Here is a 13,533-nt window from a genome sequence, read left to right as displayed (position 1 = left end):
CATAAATATGGATTATATGCTAATTTTTTTATATTATTATTGATAGTCTACTGCGGTGATTTATTCTTGAAAGAGAGCATAAAGCATAACAAAGAAGGGAAAAGAGATTTTGCTTCTTTAATTATATTTTAACATGAATAGCGAGAAGTCCTCTTTCTATCTAGGTGGGGGATGGAATCGCTTTTTTATTTTTCTATCCCTACCTTCTATGATATAGTAGAAAATCATATAAAAGGAGGTGAGTTCAGCAAGCTCTTCTCAATAGAAAGTAGGGTCTACATAGTCAAAACATACAGGTGTTGTGCCACAAGTCACGCATAAAGCGATGCAAAAAGGGGACAGAACCGCCAAGCATTCCTACAAACAAAGGAAATCCTTCAATACAAATGCTAGGCACAAGGCATTAAGGTATTGTTTGTAGACAAATCGTATAGCATTCAAACATGTCCTGTTTGCAAACGCAGAAAGAAAGGATTTACTCGCAACTACCGTTGTCACTGTGGGTATACATCCCATCGGGACATTACATTTACTGTCATTAATAAATCTATTTACAGATGTTAAAGGAGAAAAAAGTTGAACGAAGAAGAGTTTCTTTTGTGTGCGATTGAAGAGGCGAGGGAAGAATTAAATAGAGTAGCTAGCGTTAGGAAATTAACGGACCCAGCGGTAATAGCTATGAGTAAAAAACTGGATAAATTAATTAATCAATATTATTCTTATAAAATAAAGCAAAAAAATACTCCGGAGAGAGGAAACGCTTGATATATAAGGGGTTTTTTACTCTTTTTCTTCTTAAAAATAGGAAATTGACCACATTTTGACCACCTTTAGTCTACTAAAGCTGATTTTGTATTCCTTTTGACTGGATTTTTCATCGCAACGTCGAAGTTTTGAGCAAGGTTTTTTTGCATGTCAGGCAGAATGTGAGAATAAGTATCCAGAGTAATAGTTATGTTAACATGTCCTAGGCGCTCAGATACAATCTTTGGATTTTCGCTAAGTTGTAGCAAAATGGTTGCATGTGTATGCCGGAGATCATGGAAGCGAATAACGGGCAGTTCCCCAATGCCAACCCCGAACATCTCACACAGGGCATCCATCGTATCGAACGGAATCCCTTTTCCCCTGCTGTAGCAGACCGCAGTTAACATTGTCCTGGACAAACCTGTTTGTCTTACAACTTCAGCTAACGTTCTCACTCCATGTTTCGCCATCAGAACCGGTAAGTTCGATTGAATCACTTGAATCACTTGAGTCACCTCCAGCTCCCTGATGAACCACAATGCGAAAGGAATTCAGTATGATACGTTTATTCCTCAAAGTGTCACCGGGAGAATGGTTCATCTACGAGCCATTTAAATTTAGCTTTGAAGTAAAAGAAAAGGAGGGATATTATGTCTTCCATATTATTTATTGGCATTGTTGCAATCTTTGTTTTTTTACTCTTTAAAAATTCATTGATGGAAAAAATCAACGTTGATTATAAAATGATTCAAAAAATGAAACATGCTACATGGTTTCAAAGTCATTGGAGAACTGGAGTATTTTTATTTTTTATTAATGCTGTTCTATTTTTTTTAGTTGGTTTTATTCTTTATTTACTTGCCTATTTCATCATTCCTTTTGTCCATGTAATTATCATGCTCCTTGCTGTAATTGTTAGTGTCTGTTTTTGGATGATAATAAGTAAATCATGGCAAGGGAGTAAGGCTAATCGTTTCAAGGTGGGGTTAGTAGGAAGTAGTTTTTATATTATTTTGAGTTTGGTGTTCGTTTACAGGTTAATGACATTAAAACCTTCGTATCCCGTCGAGGATACCTTTATGGAGTCCATTGGTTTAATATTTGGTATTATAGTGACGATGGTGGCTTTTATCACATGTTTTATCATTATAGCGTTTCCAAAAAGTAATAATTAGTCTTTTAAAAGTGGCTCAAAATAACTATCTTAAACATTTCTATTTAATTTCATAGTACATTTTTTATCTTGTTAAGGTCCTTCGCGGTAAACTCGGTACCTGTAATGCTACCCTCAAAAAGCGACGAAAATCAAGCAGCTTTTGTAGAGTATTCTCCCATATATACTTCCAATGGCGCCCGATATCCCAAAGCGGAATGAGGGCGCTGTTCGTTATACAAGGTAATATAAGTGCCGATGGAAGCTCGCGCTTCTTCTAGGTTCTGGTATTCGTTTGCCCAGACCTCTTCTTCTTTTAATGTGCGATACCAACGTTCCATCTTTCCGTTGCTTTGTGGATGCTTGTATGACGTTCGAATTTGCTCAATTCCCAATATCTTCAACGTGGAGACAAAATCACGACTGGTAAACTGACTCCCGTTATCCTGCACTAATTTTATCCCTTGCTCTCTCACACCATATGGAAAAGCTTCATTCACCGCTTTCTCCAGCACACTGATAGCTTCATCATCACGGCAGTAGTTGTCGAGACTCCAGGCTACAATACGGCGGTCATAGGCATCGATGATGCTCACAAGATACTTCCATCCCTCACTTGTCCAAATCTTCGTCATGTCAATATGCCAAACTTGATTGGAGGAGTTGATTTGAAAATCGACAGGCTGATAGGTGCGCTTGGCTTCATATCGCTTTTGCTTTTGTGTTAAGCCTTCGGCTTTCATCACAGAGTAAACGGTTTTCTGGTTTACTTCGATTCCCTGGCGCTTTAGTAAAGCCCAAATTCTACGATATCCGTAGGTAGGATGCTGTTGACAAAGAACACGCACTTTCTCTTGAATCACTGCCTGTTTTGGTCGTTGACGAGCACTTGGTTGGGAGAAAGTTGCCTTTGCTTTTTGACGGTAAAACGTACTTTTGTGCACACCAAGAAGACGGCATACTTCTTCCACCGATAGGTGAGAATCTTCCACTACCTCAAAGATAAATGCCCAGTGTTCTTCGCTTAGATGTCGAACGTTTTTTTTAGCTTTGAAAGTTTTACAGTCAACTTACCAATAAGTTGCTCATACTCGTCCAACTTTGCTTGAACGGCAGCGTCTTCTTTTGCTGTCTTACGTTGTTTACCCGAAAGGGCAGCCATTCCTCCTTGGATGAACTCATCTTTCCAACGGTAATACAGAGTCTGGCTAATGTTATGTTGTCGGCAAATCTCGGCGATGGATTGTTCCCCCTTCAGCCCCTCCATCACAATATTCATTTTCTCCTCTGCTGACCATTTGCGACGTTTCATGTTCCGTTCCCTCCTGTTAGCTATGATTATATCAAAAGGGATACCTCTACACATCTTATCGTCGCATTTTAGATTGGGGCACTATATACCAATAATCAGGAAGAAGAAAGTGAGCTGGGACTGTTAAAAGAAATTCTACAAGAAAAACTAGAACCTGTTAAATAAGCAATAAGAGAGCAAGATTGAAAGTTATTTCATTGAGCTGGTTTTTCTTTTATTGGTTATATTGGTAATCCTATCATTTTTATTTTTTGCATCAGGAGTTATGAATATGTGGAGTTGGATTAAAAAGATATTCAGCTTGTTTGGAAAGAAGAAACAGGAAGATGAACAAACTGAAGAATTGGCAGAACCTCTTACGAACGATAAAAAGGAAGAAAATGAATCTCAAACGCTTACAGATATGGAGCATAAATCGGGAGTAGTAGTATATAGGAAACGACTGCCTAAAGTCCCTGGAAGGAAAAAGGCGAGAAAAACGCCTGTTCATGTAATTGACAAAGAATTACTTAAACTACTTGATCATCGTAATGATTTATCTGTTGAATCTGTCAGTTTATCAGGAAGTTACTCGCCGAAAATCCCTTTACGTACTCATCAAATTCAATTATATAATGCCTTAAAGTATATTCTTTGATTGGAGAAAATACGGTCGATGAAAGCCTAGAGAAGTTATTGGGTGAAAAGCAATATGTCATTCATCAACTTATGGGAACAGGAATGAATCGAGGCGATATGTTGCGTCTTTTGATTGAAGAAGAGGAAAAAGCGTCGTTAGTAATGGCAAATTAAATAAGGACAAAATGGATGAAAAATACAAAATCGTTTTTAAAAATAGGAGTGGCATAAAGTGTATAGAATTTTGCATTGCGGTAAGTCGTTAGAGAACTACTACCTCGAAATCTGGACAAGGTTGGAGCAGTTTTTAAAGGGAATAAAAAAGCCCCTTTCTGTGTAGTTACAGAAGGGGAAGTAAAAGAGGTGTGCCTTATACACTGCTACCTCTCTATATAGAGGTAGTAAAAAAGGGAGTCATATTATAAACGGAATAAAAAGGTAGAAAGTTTCAATTTTTTGGATATATAAATAAAAAAATCCCCTCCCGGCCACCAACCGGGTAGGGGTCCCTGCTTACTTCCTATAAAAATAATTTACCATGAGCAGGGGGAATTAGGTATGCAATTATCGTTTTTGCCGAAGATTAACCGGAGGGCTACACAGCGCCGCGTAGAAGAAGCGTTGAAGACGGCACGTATTTATCGTCAGATTGGTTTTGTTCGTCGTGAAATCGAGATGACGCCTGCTTATGAAGCTCGGTATCACGGTGCGACCAACAAGACAAGTGACCAGGTGGCTGAGTTTGCCACATGGAATGTGGACGAGGAAGAAAGGGTCCGAAGGCTTACAGTGCGCGTTGAAAGAGCGGTTAAGCGTCTACCGAAACGTCAGCGTCAAATCATCGAGAAGCGCTATTTAGAAGATGAGGATGTCTTTGATTATATTGTCTGCACAGAGTTAGGAATGTCAGAGAGTACGTATGGAAGACAGAAAGCAAAGGCCGTATATTAGCTTGCATTCATGTTGAATCTGGAAGTATTGGCTGATGAGCCGGTGTCAGCATAAAAAATCCAGTGAAGGCTTTTTTACGGAAAGGTAGTAGCAACATTTTCCTTCAACCTTTCGTTTAGAAAGTAGAAAGCTAAAGGAGGATGTAAACATGAAAAAACAAATGCTAATTGGTTGCTTAGTGGTGTCTTGTGGTTTACTTTCTGTTAATCCTGTCATTGCAGAACCTGTTGCAGCAGCTGTTACAAAACAAAGAGCTGTAGATCCTACACAAATCAAAGCAATAAACGAAAAGAATATCATTTCGTTAATTGTAGAAGCAAAAAAACGATATTTTTACGCTGATGGTGGTGGCAAGGGAAAAATGGAAGTCTTCAATGTAAAAAATTCTGAGTATCGATATCTTTCTTCTGATATTGGCACAAGAAAAAAGCTACTTGATTATTTAATGAAGACATTCACAAAAGAAGCAAGTGAAGCATATATAAAAAAGCGCTTCATTGAGTACAAAGGAAGAATGGCACAGGTAAATGCGGATACAGGAAACATTCTAGAATTTGATAAAGCAACAGCAAAACTGACTAAAAGCTCTTCAACAACTAAGGAATATAAATTATCAATCCCTTATCCTGATAATCAATCAAAACCGGAAATTAAAACAATAAAAGTAAAAAAAGTAAATGGTGTATGGCGAATTGCTACGCCGCCAGAAACGCTTTTTTAAAGAACAGAAGATAGTGTCAGAAGATAAGCGAAGGAGGCCGTTCCGAGGGGAGCGGTCTTATTTATGAAACTTTTTCTTTTTTTTCACGTTTGATTTTATTAGGGAAAGGATGTGAAGAAAATGGAAAAAAACGAGAAGTATCTTAGAGCAAAAAAAAGAGTAAAAGCGCTAAAAGGGTTTTATATTCATTTGGTTGTTTTTATTTTAGTTAACATCGGTTTGTTTTTTATTGATTTGCTATTTTCCCGTGATAGTACTTGGTTTTATTTTCCTTTGTTCGGATGGGGGATTGGACTACTCGCTCACGGCATAACAGTTCTGGGATTTGGAGGATTATTCGGTTCAGAATGGGAGAAAAAGAAAATTCAAGAGTTTATGGACAAGGAATAGGCACCCACGCGGTGCTTTTTATTTTGCTTTGGAGGTGAATGGCAACATGGAAATACGGAAAGTACCAGTAAGTAGCATTAACCCAGCGCAGTATAATCCACGTGTTGAACTGTAGCCTGGAGATGAAGAGTACGAGAAGATGAATCGGAGATTCGCTTATCTGTTTCTCATTTTTTTGAATTTATTCATTCGTGTCCTGAGAAAGTATTATCCAGAATTGGTTGTTTGAAACATCGAAATCTCAAAGCAAATTTATATAACGATATAGGTCAAAATAAATAACGATTGTTGTCGATGTCGTCGACATCTAATCCTGCAAAAAAGGTGGGGGATCGACGACATGTGGTTTTGGTTTAAATACGTATAAACATGGAAGTTGGCGATAGGACGTAAAAAATAGCTTATCATATGGCGTATGTTTATATTTTGGTGTGAGAACTAAAAAAACGTTATGCCGCAAGGGTTCTCATTATGTATGTTTTCATGTAAAATGGGTTTGTAGCTTACCTATGAGGAATTGAAACCTTTCGCAATTTCCATCCCGTCCCAATAGGTTAAGTTTGTAGCTTACCTATGAGGAATTGAAACTGATGTTCCAAAAAGTTTGGATGACATTCCAGAAGAGTTTGTAGCTTACCTATGAGGAATTGAAACTCGTATACTTCGCCAATTCCGCGACCGCGCTCCCCGGTTTGTAGCTTACCTATGAGGAATTGAAACTGATTTATAGAGACTTAAATGGTATCATTAATCATCATTAGATTTATTTGAACGTAGTGGGATATAAAGTTTAACAGTTGTACTTTGTAGTAATTATCTGAACGTAGTGGGAAGAAGGTCGCTGCTTATAGTAGCGGCTTTTTATTTAGAAAAATTTCCCTCATTCCTATCGTAAGAGGGCTTGGGATGTTTAGCTTTTGTACGAGCGAGTGAAAGAGAAGACCCGGCGCAAGGCCGGGTTTTTGTTTGATCACATTTTTGACCACATACTTAGTTTATTTCTTTCCTTTTTATTCTCTCTCCTCTTGCAAAAACTTGAGATAAACAGAGATATTTAATTTTATTTACCTTTGTTTTTCCAAATTGTTTCGCAACCCTTATTCTTATAACATAAAGCAAAAAAATGCTTCGGAGAGAGGAAACGCTTGATATATAAGATTTTTTCTCCTTGCGCTGAAGCTCCGCGAGCTTCTTGTTACGCAGGCGGTGAATGCTTCGACTTTTGCGTCTGTTGGGGTCAATCGTAAAATCGTCTACTGCCCACTTTGTGTTGAAATACTTCTTTATGCTTATATGGATAACAGACGTTCGCATGCCCTTCCTTTCGGGCCTGATGTGCGCTCGTGGCATATGGCCTGTATGCTCTGGGTGTGTATGAGGAAACGAAGCTTCAAACGTGTACATCATCTTCGAATGGAAAAGCCTCCCCTGCCCCTTTTTGTTTGAAGCAATGCTAACGTAAATCCTGTAAATCCATAGGTTATTCCTCAACTTTCTACAAGTGGTTCGTAATGAAGTATGTATCTGGATTGATAGTATTAGCAGTCATTTTTGTTTTACAATACCATTTTCCAACAAAATAAAGAGTATTAAAATAAAGGGTATTGATGTAAAATATAGAAAATAGAGGCGGTAGAGGTGTTGAATGGTGTTTTCAATAAAAAAGTGGTATCAAAATACAAAAGAAAAGGATAAAATCCGAGTCAATACTTTAGGGAGATTGCTCCATACCTGCACTTTTTTACCTCTAGTCATGTTTTTAATCATGTTCATTCCTAAAAATTATGGGTGGACAGTATTTTTTCTCTTCTCTGTGATTATGATTTTCTTCGGCTATAAAACAGAGGATGCTGTTTTTCGACTTCTAGGTAAATACAGTTTTAAGATTATAAAACAGCCATATTATTATATTATTTCTTTACTTGTGATTTTTAGCTTTGCATACTTTGGATTAGGGATGTTCCATTGAGATTTTTACATACAGTACTTCCTTATCATTAGATCATGTTTTTTACTATGAGAAATTTCCTATTATTGCTTTTAAACAACAGATGAAAGGTTGAGTAAAAAATGAAAAAAGCTTGGGCGATTCTATCAATTCTGGTCACAATGTTAATTTTAGGATCAGTAGAAGCGTATGCATCTGTCGCTTCTCCTCTCACTATTCAAGTCAACGGTTCTACCGTTGCTACGCCACCGGGTATACACGTAGTAAATGGCCAAGTTATGGTTCCTATTCGGTGGGCTGCCGAACAGTTAGGTGCTCGTTCTATCAAATGGGATCCTAAAACACGTGATATATTCATTCAGACAGAAGACGTTACGGATAAGATAGCGAAATTAGCCTCCTATAATAGAGCATTGGAAACATATGAGGCAAGTAAAGAAGCAGAAATGTGGCCTCTTACAGAAAATGCAAAAAAGGCATGGCTTTTTCTTCAAAACCAGCCCTTATTCCATCGCGATCACGAATTGGTTTTGAATCTTCCGGATTCATCTCTTAAACGAGTGATTTCAATTACAGTCAATCGTGAATATGTTTCTTATGCCGTTAATAGTGCAGAAAATCATAATGGGCATTTTTATATTCCTATGGATTGGCTGGAGCAATTATTTTGGGCAGATGTTCAGTATAACAAAGAAACAAATCAACTTTTTATTCAAGCGCCAAACAAAGCGGAGATTGAGCAGCAACTAGCAGCGGTCGAAGATGCTCTTGTTGCTTCTACACCTGAAGAAGCAATGAAGCTATGGGGACGTGGCGAGCAGACACGGAGCGGAGCTCTTCAATACGCTGTATTATCACCAGAGCTTCGGAAAAAGGCTGAAGAACGTGTTCGTGAAAAAAATTGGACAACTGGAGGATCAAGTCCCTGGGTTGGGCCCATCACAGTCAAAGAAGAAAAGAAACTTAGCGAGACAGCCGTAGAATATACAGTGACTTATCCAGAAATCACTTCTTTTGGCTCGACTCTAGGTACTGAAAAATTTATTATCGAAAAACTTACGGTAGATGGTAAAGAAGGATGGTTTATAACAAGGCTGTTGTATGCTAATCCATATTATTCAATCATACCTGGTGAAACACAGCCTATTGAAGAAGAAATAAAGTGGTCTCCATTGCCTGAATAAATCGTTTATGAACCTCTCCCACTTCTATAAGTGGAGGGAGGTTCATTTTTATTTCCAAGTTATTTCGCAACCCTTATTCTAAAAACTAATGCAGGTGTTTTCGAGTTCCATATTGATCGATTGTGCCTGTGAGAAAAAAATATAAGCAAAAACGTAGTCGAATTATCAATGGTTTATGGTGCATGCTGGAAGATAATGAGGTAAGGGATGTTTAAAAATTTCACAAAACGATCATAGTTTGATAACAATTCATTTTTATAATGTGAAAGGTAACTTCTACGATATTTATATGATAAGTAGAAAGATCCAACGGAAACAAAGAGTGGTGTTTAATAAAGCAGATAACAACCAATTCTATGAAGGAAAGAGGCTATGAAAACGAAAAAAACAGGGATTAAGCAGCTAGTAATGACAGGATTGTTTTCGGTGTCTTTAACAAGTGGATTCGCCCCGTTTTTTTCTGGAACGGCGGAAGCAAGCAGGAATTTTACGGATGTATCCAACGTATCATGGGCAGTACCAAGCATTTATAATCTTTATGAAAAAGGGATAGTAAAAGGAACAACCGCAAACACATTCTCGCCGAACAAAAAGATAACTCGCGCAGAATTTGCTGCGATTTTATCAAGGGCGATAGAAAAAGAAGAAAATATACATACCTTTCCATTTATAGATGTAGCGGAAAGCAGTTGGTACTATAAACCAGTCAAAAAAGCATACCAAATGGGAATCGTTAAAGGTGTATCAGACACCCGCTTCGCTCCAGAGCGTCCGATTACGCGGGAAGAAGCAGCTGTAATTATCGCCCACACGTTTAACTATTCTCATTCCGATCGGCAGTTGCCGTACTTGGACAAAGCCAAAGTGAGTAACTGGGCTATTGATAGCGTACAAGCAGTTGCACAAAGACAAGTTTTTTTAGGAGACGATGGCTATTTCAATCCACAGAAAGAATTAACACGTGCTGAAGCGGCTGTTATATTGCAGAAAGCATTGTTCGGTTCCGTGCCAAAAACAGAACCGGTACGCCAGGTAGCATCTCGTACGGATTCTCGTCTTGATGAGTTGGTGATGCGCAAAGTCGAGCCGTTGCTTGGCACGCCGTATCGTTGGGGTGGTACAACACCTAAAGGATTTGATTGCAGCGGATTTACACAATATGTATACAAATCCCTTGGTGTTGATTTACCACGCACCACAAGCCAGCAATTCGAAAAAGGAACGTCTGTTTCTTTAAAAAACATGCAGCCAGGCGATTTGCTTTTCTTTGATACTGGAGACGGAAAAATATCGCATGTAGGTATCTATGTGGGCCAGGGCCGAATGGCGCATGCAGCCAGTGGTCAGGGCGAGGTGAAGATAAATGATATCGACTGGTATTTGTCTCACTACAAGGTGGTTGGTGTGAAACGATATCTATAGGTATGAACAAAAAAGCGCAGAAGTGTAGGAGACTTTTGCGCTTTTTTTGTATGCCTGGCATGGGTGCTGTCTGTAGGGTGAAAGTCTCGCATGGCGAAGGTAGCAGTCTCTATTTGTCGTATATTAGTGCGCTTCTCCATACAGATTAAGCAGCACAACGCCCAGAATGATAAAAATAATGCCGGTTATTTTTGCCGCCGTCAGCGATTCTTTAAAGAGAAAAACGCCGATAATGGCGATGATCGCTGTTCCCAGACCGGACCAGATAGCATATGCTAAGCTTACATCGATTTTTTTCAATGATATTGTTAAAAAAGAAAGACTGGCCACATAAAAAATGCCCATCATTATGGATGGGAGTATTTTAGTAAATCCCTGTGCAAGTTTCATACATGTCGTTCCGGCGACTTCAAAACCAATCGCAAGAATTAGATAAATCCAATGCATGGATATCTCCCCCTCTCTTATTTTAAGGATAAGTGAACAACTGACTGTTCTCTCGACAGAGCTTTCTGGGTTGAACCGCCAACGAGCATCCATATCTTTATGAGCGTACCCTCCGACAGTTTTCGTCGTACACCATTTTTACCTATTGGTACAGGAATCATTTTACGTAGTAGCTAATTCCCTACCACAACTCCGTATGATTCCGGTATCAAAGAAAAAACGTTCTTACTATACTTATATTATCTTTTGTCTTACTATCCTACAAGGGGATGGTAAGACAAAATTTGCTTGTAAAATTTCCATTTTACAATCTAGTAATTTATTGGTATAATCTTCTTAAGCGCAGGGTCTTTTGGCTGCGCGAAGTTTACAACTGAATCATTTTACTACTAGGGGTGTCCGGGAGTCCGGGCTGAGAATGAAACACGCGTACGTTTCTAAACCCTTGGGACCTGATCTGGATCATACCAGCGTAGGAAAGTAGTTTGCATGCGTAATGTTTGCGTCTTCCCATCTATTGCGGGTGTGCAGATGTTTTGTTAAGAAGAGCCGGGTCCTTGTGAATCCGGCTTTTTTGATATATTCATCTGCGGCACGGTTATGATCCTTGTCTTGTCCTTTTGCAATGTATTCAAATTGGAAAAGGAGGATAAAGGTAGTATGGAACAAGTAAGAAATTTAACTGTCGAAAAATTCCCAAATAGCAAAAAAGTGTATGTGGAAGGGTCAAGGCCCGATATTCGGGTGCCGGTGCGTGAAATTGCCTTAAGCCCTTCAAAAAGCGGAGAGGCGTTGCAGGAAAATAAGCCGGTTCGCGTATACGATACGAGCGGTCCTTATACGGATGAGACGTATAGCGTAAATATAAGGGAAGGATTGCCGAAAATTCGCCGTACTTGGATTGAGGAGCGTGGCGATGTAGAAGAGTATGAAGGAAGAAAAGTAAAGCCGGAAGATAATGGCTTTCGTTCGAGTGTCGACCGGGCTGTGCAGGAAGAATTTCCAGGATACGCACGCCGTCCGCTTCGTGCAAAGAAAGGAAAAAATGTCACACAGCTTCACTACGCGCGGCGTGGTATCATTACGCCAGAGATGGAGTTTGTCGCTATTCGCGAGAATATGGCCCCCGAATTTGTAAGGCAGGAAGTGGCGGCGGGTCGGGCGATTATTCCAGCGAATATTAATCATCCAGAAAGCGAACCGATGATTATCGGGAGAAATTTTCATGTAAAAATTAATGCGAATATTGGGAATTCAGTCGTTACTTCTTCCATTGAAGAGGAAGTGGAAAAAATGACATGGGCGATTCGCTGGGGTGCCGATACGATTATGGATCTTTCCACCGGCAAAAATATTCATACAATACGCGAGTGGATTATCCGAAATTCTCCGGTTCCGGTCGGTACGGTTCCCATTTATCAAGCATTAGAGAAAGTGGGAGGAAAAGCGGAAGAATTAACATGGGAAATTTATCGGGATACGTTAATTGAGCAGGCTGAACAGGGAGTCGATTATTTTACGATCCACGCCGGGGTATTATTACGCTATATACCGCTCACAGCCAAACGCGTCACAGGAATTGTTTCACGCGGTGGGTCTATTATGGCTGCATGGTGTTTGGCGCATCATCAAGAAAACTTTTTGTATACGCATTTTGAAGAGATCTGCGAGATTATGAAAACGTATGATGTTGCGTTTTCGTTAGGGGATGGACTGCGGCCTGGAAGTATTGCTGATGCAAACGATGAAGCGCAGTTTGCTGAGCTGGAAACGCTTGGAGAACTTACCAAAATCGCATGGGAGCATGATGTACAGGTAATGGTGGAAGGGCCTGGACATGTACCCATGCATAAAATTAAGGAAAATATGGATAAGCAACTCGAAATTTGCCAGGAGGCTCCTTTTTATACATTGGGGCCGTTGACAACAGACATTGCCCCAGGGTATGACCACATTACTTCTGCGATTGGTGCGGCGATGATCGGATGGTACGGAACGTCCATGCTGTGTTATGTTACGCCAAAAGAGCATCTTGGTTTGCCGAACAAGGAAGATGTGCGCCAGGGAGTCGTCACATATAAGATTGCGGCCCACGCAGCGGATCTGGCCAAAGGACATCCCGGAGCACAGGTGCGCGACGACGCTCTTTCAAAGGCGCGGTTTGAGTTTCGCTGGTACGATCAATTCAATCTTTCGCTTGACCCGGAAAGGGCGAGGGAATACCATGATGAAACACTGCCGGCGGAGGGCGCAAAGACCGCTCATTTTTGTTCCATGTGCGGCCCGAAATTTTGTAGTATGCGCATTACACAGGACATTCGGGCATATGCGGAAAGCAAAGGATTGGATATGCAAGACGCACTGAGTGAAGGGATGAAAGAAAAGGCCAGGGAATTCCGTGAAAGTGGAAGTGAAATTTATCGGTGAAACAAGTAAAAGAAATTGAAAATCGGATCGCAATGCTATCGAGAGAGATTCTTTTGTTAAAGAAGCAGTTACGGACGATACAGGATACATGTAAACATGATTTTAAAGAAGACGCGTATGTGCGGACATGCAAAAAGTGCGGATTCTCTGAGGCGCTTTATTATTAAGAGTTCAAGAGCTAAGCAAGCTTGAAGGCATCTGCAAAATTTATAA

At 39.7% G+C, this 13,533-nt stretch carries 15 protein-coding genes, 2 pseudogenes and 1 riboswitch; of the genes and pseudogenes, 12 read left to right on the top strand and 5 right to left on the bottom strand.

The genetic code is table 11. The features are described from left to right. Positions 1–402 precede the first annotated feature (402 nt). Both K3F53_RS19920 and K3F53_RS10475 read left to right on the top strand, forming a co-directional pair. On the top strand, positions 403–564 hold the full coding sequence (locus K3F53_RS19920; protein WP_082705957.1) for a zinc ribbon domain-containing protein: 162 nt from the start codon (positions 403–405) through the stop codon (positions 562–564). Between the two features lie 12 nt (positions 565–576). Then, positions 577–765 carry an aspartyl-phosphate phosphatase Spo0E family protein gene (locus K3F53_RS10475; protein ID WP_057898600.1) on the top strand — a complete coding sequence of 63 codons (189 nt, stop codon included), beginning with the start codon at positions 577–579 and terminating at the stop codon, positions 763–765. Positions 766–830: 65 nt separating this feature from the next. Here K3F53_RS10475 and K3F53_RS20030 read toward each other — a convergent pair. Both K3F53_RS20030 and K3F53_RS20025 read right to left on the bottom strand, forming a co-directional pair. Further along, positions 831–1,064 (bottom strand): annotated as a pseudogene (locus K3F53_RS20030) (tyrosine-type recombinase/integrase); the annotation flags it as partial. A gap of 6 nt (positions 1,065–1,070) precedes the next feature. Beyond that, a pseudogene (locus tag K3F53_RS20025) lies at positions 1,071–1,244 on the bottom strand (helix-turn-helix domain-containing protein); the annotation flags it as partial. A gap of 153 nt (positions 1,245–1,397) precedes the next feature. On the opposite strand from K3F53_RS20025, the gene K3F53_RS10465 reads away from it, so the two are divergent. After that, a complete protein-coding gene (locus K3F53_RS10465) occupies positions 1,398–1,922 on the top strand; it encodes a hypothetical protein (RefSeq protein ID WP_057898601.1) in 525 nt (174 codons plus the stop codon). 130 nt (positions 1,923–2,052) lie between these two features. Here the strand turns inward: K3F53_RS10465 and K3F53_RS10460 are convergent, their stop codons facing one another. Further along, the gene (locus K3F53_RS10460; RefSeq protein WP_220558939.1) at positions 2,053–2,892 is read right to left on the bottom strand and encodes an IS3 family transposase; all 840 of its coding nucleotides are present in this window, start codon (positions 2,890–2,892) and stop codon (positions 2,053–2,055) included. Positions 2,893–2,924: 32 nt separating this feature from the next. Continuing rightward, entirely contained in the window at positions 2,925–3,212 is a 288-nt protein-coding gene (locus K3F53_RS10455; RefSeq protein WP_220558938.1) for a transposase, read from the bottom strand. 271 nt (positions 3,213–3,483) lie between these two features. Here K3F53_RS10455 and K3F53_RS10450 point away from each other — a divergent pair, with 271 nt between their 5' ends. The 7 genes from K3F53_RS10450 to K3F53_RS10420 all read left to right on the top strand — a co-directional run bounded on the left by K3F53_RS10450 (position 3,484) and on the right by K3F53_RS10420 (position 10,446). Beyond that, entirely contained in the window at positions 3,484–3,849 is a 366-nt protein-coding gene (locus K3F53_RS10450; RefSeq protein WP_057898602.1) for a hypothetical protein, read from the top strand. Then, positions 3,846–4,004 (top strand): hypothetical protein, encoded by a 159-nt coding sequence (locus tag K3F53_RS10445; RefSeq protein ID WP_156424021.1) that lies wholly within the window; start codon positions 3,846–3,848, stop codon positions 4,002–4,004. The genes K3F53_RS10450 and K3F53_RS10445 overlap by 4 nt, the downstream gene beginning before the upstream one ends. Positions 4,005–4,388: 384 nt before the next feature. Next, positions 4,389–4,781, top strand: coding sequence for an ArpU family phage packaging/lysis transcriptional regulator (locus K3F53_RS10440; protein WP_057898603.1), 393 nt, complete (start codon positions 4,389–4,391; stop codon positions 4,779–4,781). Positions 4,782–4,929: 148 nt separating this feature from the next. Next, the gene (locus tag K3F53_RS10435) at positions 4,930–5,502 is read left to right on the top strand and encodes a DL-endopeptidase inhibitor IseA family protein (RefSeq protein ID WP_057898604.1); all 573 of its coding nucleotides are present in this window, start codon (positions 4,930–4,932) and stop codon (positions 5,500–5,502) included. A gap of 120 nt (positions 5,503–5,622) precedes the next feature. Beyond that, positions 5,623–5,892, top strand: a complete 270-nt coding sequence (locus tag K3F53_RS10430) for a 2TM domain-containing protein (RefSeq protein WP_057898605.1) — start codon at positions 5,623–5,625, stop codon at positions 5,890–5,892. A 2,070-nt stretch (positions 5,893–7,962) separates the two neighbouring features. Further along, complete coding sequence (locus K3F53_RS10425) at positions 7,963–9,024, top strand: stalk domain-containing protein (protein WP_057898607.1); 1,062 nt, start codon at positions 7,963–7,965, stop codon at positions 9,022–9,024. A gap of 372 nt (positions 9,025–9,396) precedes the next feature. Next, a complete protein-coding gene (locus K3F53_RS10420; RefSeq protein WP_057898608.1) occupies positions 9,397–10,446 on the top strand; it encodes an S-layer homology domain-containing protein in 1,050 nt (349 codons plus the stop codon). Positions 10,447–10,569: 123 nt separating this feature from the next. Here the strand turns inward: K3F53_RS10420 and K3F53_RS10415 are convergent, their stop codons facing one another. After that, positions 10,570–10,893: a DMT family transporter gene (locus K3F53_RS10415; RefSeq protein WP_057898609.1), complete on the bottom strand. Its 324-nt coding sequence runs from the start codon at positions 10,891–10,893 to the stop codon at positions 10,570–10,572. Positions 10,894–11,274: 381 nt separating this feature from the next. Beyond that, a riboswitch (TPP riboswitch) is annotated at positions 11,275–11,389 on the top strand. Between the two features lie 164 nt (positions 11,390–11,553). Between K3F53_RS10415 and thiC the strand changes: the two genes are divergently transcribed. Beyond that, complete coding sequence (gene thiC / locus K3F53_RS10410) at positions 11,554–13,320, top strand: phosphomethylpyrimidine synthase ThiC (RefSeq protein ID WP_091260074.1); 1,767 nt, start codon at positions 11,554–11,556, stop codon at positions 13,318–13,320. Further along, on the top strand, positions 13,317–13,487 hold the full coding sequence (locus tag K3F53_RS10405) for a hypothetical protein (protein ID WP_175493557.1): 171 nt from the start codon (positions 13,317–13,319) through the stop codon (positions 13,485–13,487). The genes thiC and K3F53_RS10405 overlap by 4 nt, the downstream gene beginning before the upstream one ends. The last annotated feature ends 46 nt before the right edge of the window (positions 13,488–13,533 follow it).

Source organism: Aneurinibacillus thermoaerophilus (assembly GCF_019603355.1).
Taxonomy (GTDB): Bacteria; Bacillota; Bacilli; order Aneurinibacillales; family Aneurinibacillaceae; genus Aneurinibacillus; species Aneurinibacillus thermoaerophilus.
The sequence above is the reverse complement of the archived record's forward strand: the minus strand, read 5'-3'. Positions and strand labels throughout refer to the sequence as shown.

What these genes read in the sequence shown, in the direction of transcription:
- K3F53_RS10465 (WP_057898601.1), top strand. Translation starts at nt 1,398, where the DNA reads ATGTCTTCCATATTATTTATTGGCATTGTTGCAATCTTTGTTTTTTTA.
- K3F53_RS10425 (WP_057898607.1), top strand. Translation starts at nt 7,963, where the DNA reads ATGAAAAAAGCTTGGGCGATTCTATCAATTCTGGTCACAATGTTAATT.
- K3F53_RS10415 (WP_057898609.1), bottom strand. Translation starts at nt 10,893, where the DNA reads ATGCATTGGATTTATCTAATTCTTGCGATTGGTTTTGAAGTCGCCGGA.
- K3F53_RS10450 (WP_057898602.1), top strand. Translation starts at nt 3,484, where the DNA reads ATGTGGAGTTGGATTAAAAAGATATTCAGCTTGTTTGGAAAGAAGAAA.
- K3F53_RS10420 (WP_057898608.1), top strand. Translation starts at nt 9,397, where the DNA reads ATGAAAACGAAAAAAACAGGGATTAAGCAGCTAGTAATGACAGGATTG.
- K3F53_RS10430 (WP_057898605.1), top strand. Translation starts at nt 5,623, where the DNA reads ATGGAAAAAAACGAGAAGTATCTTAGAGCAAAAAAAAGAGTAAAAGCG.
- K3F53_RS10440 (WP_057898603.1), top strand. Translation starts at nt 4,389, where the DNA reads ATGCAATTATCGTTTTTGCCGAAGATTAACCGGAGGGCTACACAGCGC.
- K3F53_RS10455 (WP_220558938.1), bottom strand. Translation starts at nt 3,212, where the DNA reads ATGAAACGTCGCAAATGGTCAGCAGAGGAGAAAATGAATATTGTGATG.
- K3F53_RS10435 (WP_057898604.1), top strand. Translation starts at nt 4,930, where the DNA reads ATGAAAAAACAAATGCTAATTGGTTGCTTAGTGGTGTCTTGTGGTTTA.
- thiC (WP_091260074.1), top strand. Translation starts at nt 11,554, where the DNA reads ATGGAACAAGTAAGAAATTTAACTGTCGAAAAATTCCCAAATAGCAAA.